Origin of the sequence: Okeania sp. SIO2B9 (assembly GCF_010672505.1) — a bacterium.
In the GTDB taxonomy this organism is placed as follows: domain Bacteria; phylum Cyanobacteriota; class Cyanobacteriia; order Cyanobacteriales; family Microcoleaceae; genus Okeania; species Okeania hirsuta.
In genome coordinates this window covers 1-3,563 of the sequence record NZ_JAAHGK010000817.1, presented here as the reverse complement: position 1 = coordinate 3,563, position 3,563 = coordinate 1, and the positions used below count along the sequence as shown (strand labels likewise).

General features: G+C 36.0%; 3 protein-coding genes and 1 pseudogene. All 4 read right to left on the bottom strand.

Going from position 1 to position 3,563, the window contains the following annotated elements; genetic code table 11:
- Nucleotides 1–1,142, bottom strand: a 1,142-nt coding sequence (locus F6K13_RS23880; RefSeq protein WP_287288591.1) for an AAA family ATPase, incomplete at its 3' end; no start/stop codon positions are given.
- A gap of 104 nt (nt 1,143–1,246) precedes the next feature.
- The gene (locus F6K13_RS23875; RefSeq protein ID WP_124147115.1) at nt 1,247–1,762 is read right to left on the bottom strand and encodes a DUF177 domain-containing protein; all 516 of its coding nucleotides are present in this window, start codon (nt 1,760–1,762) and stop codon (nt 1,247–1,249) included.
- Between the two features lie 402 nt (nt 1,763–2,164).
- The gene (locus F6K13_RS23870) at nt 2,165–2,665 is read right to left on the bottom strand and encodes a R3H domain-containing nucleic acid-binding protein (protein ID WP_124147114.1); all 501 of its coding nucleotides are present in this window, start codon (nt 2,663–2,665) and stop codon (nt 2,165–2,167) included.
- Nucleotides 2,665–3,534, bottom strand: a pseudogene (gene yidC, locus F6K13_RS23865) (membrane protein insertase YidC); the annotation flags it as partial. The gene F6K13_RS23870 and the pseudogene yidC, both read right to left, overlap by 1 nt.
- Nucleotides 3,535–3,563 lie beyond the last annotated feature (29 nt).

Here is a 3,563-nt window from a genome sequence, read left to right as displayed (position 1 = left end):
TCCTTTCTTAATATCTCAGGAGGTAAAGATTGAATATTATTAGCAGTAGCTACCACAAATACAGGAGATTTTTTCTCAGCTAACCAAGTAATAAATGTACCAAAAACACGACTGGTAGTACCAGCATCTCCTTGACTTTTCAACCCTGCAAAACCCTTATCAATTTCATCGATCCAGAGAACACAAGGTGCTAAAGCTTCCGCAATAGAAATCATCTGTCTTGTACGAGACTCCGACTCTCCGACCAACCCTCCAAACAAACGTCCCACGTCCAAACGTAGTAGAGGCAAATGCCAATGATGAGCGATCGCTTTAGCAGTAAGAGATTTGCCAGTACCTTGTATTCCTACCAAAAGTAAACCTCTTGGATGAGGCAAACCATATTGTCTGGCCCTTTCAGAAAATGCTCCTCCACGTCGCAATAACCAATCTTTAAGGTTATCTAAACCCCCAATATCAGAAATATTTTCACGAGCAGGATAGAAATCTAATATTTGAGTTTGGCGGATATTTTGACGTTTTTCTTCTAATATTAAATCAACATCATTAAGCTGTAGTTCTCCGTGAGTAGCAATTGCCTTAGCCAAAACTCTTCTAATTCTTTCAATAGATAATCCTTGAGCTGCTCGAACAACTTCATCTAATAAACGTTTGTCTAAAGATTGACCCATTGCCACTAATAGATGTTCTACCTCTTGGGAAATTTCTTGACTATTTGGCAGTGGGAATTCTATAATTGTGATAACTTCAGTTAAATCTTCTGGAACAGATATTTGAGGAGCAAGAATAACTAGATTTTTAGGTTGAGATTTTAACTTTTTTGCCAAATTTCGTAGTTTTCTCGAAATAGAAATATCTTCCAAAAATCTTTGAAAATCACGCAAAATAAAGACTGCCGGAGCAGATTCCGGTAACTTTTCCAAAAGCTCTAAACCTTGGAGAGGATTTCTTTTTCCCCACCCTATATCATTAGGATTATTTTGATATCCTTCGACAAAATCCCATATATAAACCGCTCTATTAGCCTGTCTTTTTGCTGATTGAATAATTGCATTTTCGACTCGCTCTTCTTCCCTAGTTTGGATATAAATTATCGAGTAGCGCGAACGTAGTAGTAGTTCAAATTCTTCTTGAAAACTCATAATATTTTTTTGTCAGTTGCCACTTTGATAATCTTCAGTGTATTGCCAGTAAAAAACATTTTTTTATATTTAATATTTAACAGCTAACTGTTCTGATTAAAATTTCAATTATTATTTATATTCAGTTGTTTTTTGATAGATTCTAAACCAGCCCATCGCCGGTCTATCATTAATGAAGAGCCATTTTTTTCAGATAATTTAATTCCCTGGCAATTTTTATCGCATAACTTTCTGGGAGGAACTGCCAAACACAACTGTTCATATACCCATTCTTTAGGGTTAAAATATCCATCTGGAGGTAAAGTTTCCACCAAATCTTCCACAGAATTTTCTACTTCTATCTGAAATAAATCCTTTTGCTCTTTAATTTCTTGAAACCAAATTAATTCTTTTGGAGCGATCGCCAATTTATAGTTGTACTGTTTTAAACATCTATCACAAGTGAGAGTAATAATTGTTTCTGATTTTCCTTTAACTTCCAGATAATTGCCATGATGAGTTACTTGTAAATAGCCTCTAACTGGAGTCAGTGTGTCCAAGTCTGATATAAATTCTTCAAACTTAATAGCCTCAGTCTGCTCAGTTTTTTTTAGTAGACTGGGAATATGTATTACTTCCATCTTCCTTATACCTCACTTATTCCATATCAGCTATTCAGAATTCTGAGTTTGACATCCTCTCCCATTAAATCTCGCGATTATAACGTGAGACTCCCAAACCTCACGATTTGGATTGCGCAGATTACATGGTTAAAGTTAATAGTTAGCTTTGTGATTCACCGTAACCCAGTAAAACCTAAACTTTTGAGCATCTCTTAAGATTTATTTTACAGATACTTTCTTAATGGAGTGCTTATTGTTTGTTTGGTCGCGATCCATCTCCCGGTATAATCTCAGATTTACCGGGAGTCCTCTCGCTCCATTTTTGATAGAATTCTGAATTTGCTTTACTTACACTAATGATTTTAATCTCTATAACTCATTCTTTTCTCCAAATATTTTCTATATATTTTCTATTGGTAGTTAGCTTCTAATTTTCACTACTAAACGGCGGTCTGGTTCCTGTCCATGACTGTAAGTTTCTAAATCTTCACAGTCTTGAAGCATAGTATGTATTTGACGACGTTCGGCAGAAGATAGAGATGTTAACTCATGCTCTTCACCAGTCAAACGTACTTTTTTTGCTGCATACTCTGCTATTAACAAGAGTTCTTCTTGACGGCGAACTCGATAACCTGCTATTTCCACAGTGTAGGACAAATGTTGTTCTGAATCGTTACCTATATTCAGAATTGTATTAACAAGGTACTGAATTGCATCAATTACTTTGCCATCAAATCCTAGTAGAGTAGAAATTTGTTCTTGTGTCAGATTAGTCTCATCTATGATTAACCAATAGCCGTCTTCTTGCTCTTGAGCTATGACTTTTGCTGGAATTTCTGCTAAGTTTAGCAGTTTCTCTAGCCATCGCTTTCCTTGGTCTAGTCCTTGCTCTATATAATAACTATCGTTCATTACTAGCATTAAGCTTTCTTCTTAGAACGTCCTGGTTCAAAGGGTAGTGCTTCTCTTCCCTTTCCTGTTTTTGTTGTTTTTGGTTGTGACTCTTCTACTAATTTCTGCAGGTTTTCAGGTAATGGTTCTTTAGATAAAATAAAAGCCTGAACCGTTTGAAATATATTAGCGATGAGCATATAAAGTAGCACACCTGCTGGTAAAGGAGTAAACAAAAATATTCCTGAAAACAAAATGGGAGTAATTTTGTTGATGGAGTCTTGATTAGGATTAGCATTGTTAGCACCAGGTCCTTTTCCTGATATTGTCTGACTAGCATAGATACTAACTCCAAAACCAATCACCATAATTAATATATCCCAGTGAATCGCCCCATTGTCATCAAATGCACCTACACGACCAAGAGCTTTGATAAATAGAAATCCTTTGTTTGCTGCAATTCCTGGGATAGTACCTTGAATTGTAGCGTCCCCTGGTTGTAAAGCTACTAAGTTACCGTCTCCATCAATTTGAACTCTTTCTGAACCTTTAGTTATAGTCCATGTAGGTTTAACTTCAGTTTGATTATATTCCTGTTTCAGAGTTTCTAGAGATTTACCCTCTACTGTTTGAAATTCGACGTGAGTTTTATCTCCAACAACTAACTTATTACCACTAGGCATCAAGGCCAAAATCGGAAAGTGGACACCATCATTAACATATATATTTTGAGGTGAAGTTGTATAAGCTTGTGGCTGAATTCGCTCTAGTTGTTCTTGAGGAAATATTTGTACATCTACAGTGTAGTTAATATTAGTAAAGGGCGATCCACGCAGAGTTGCAAATAAGGCAAACAGTATAGGCATTTGAAATAGCAATGGTAAACATCCTGCCAATGGCTAAACTGATGAAAGAGTTTAATCCATTG

Coding starts and splice junctions, on each gene's coding strand:
- F6K13_RS23870 (WP_124147114.1), bottom strand. CDS start 2,665: ATGCTAGTAATGAACGATAGTTATTATATAGAGCAAGGACTAGACCAA.
- F6K13_RS23875 (WP_124147115.1), bottom strand. CDS start 1,762: ATGGAAGTAATACATATTCCCAGTCTACTAAAAAAAACTGAGCAGACT.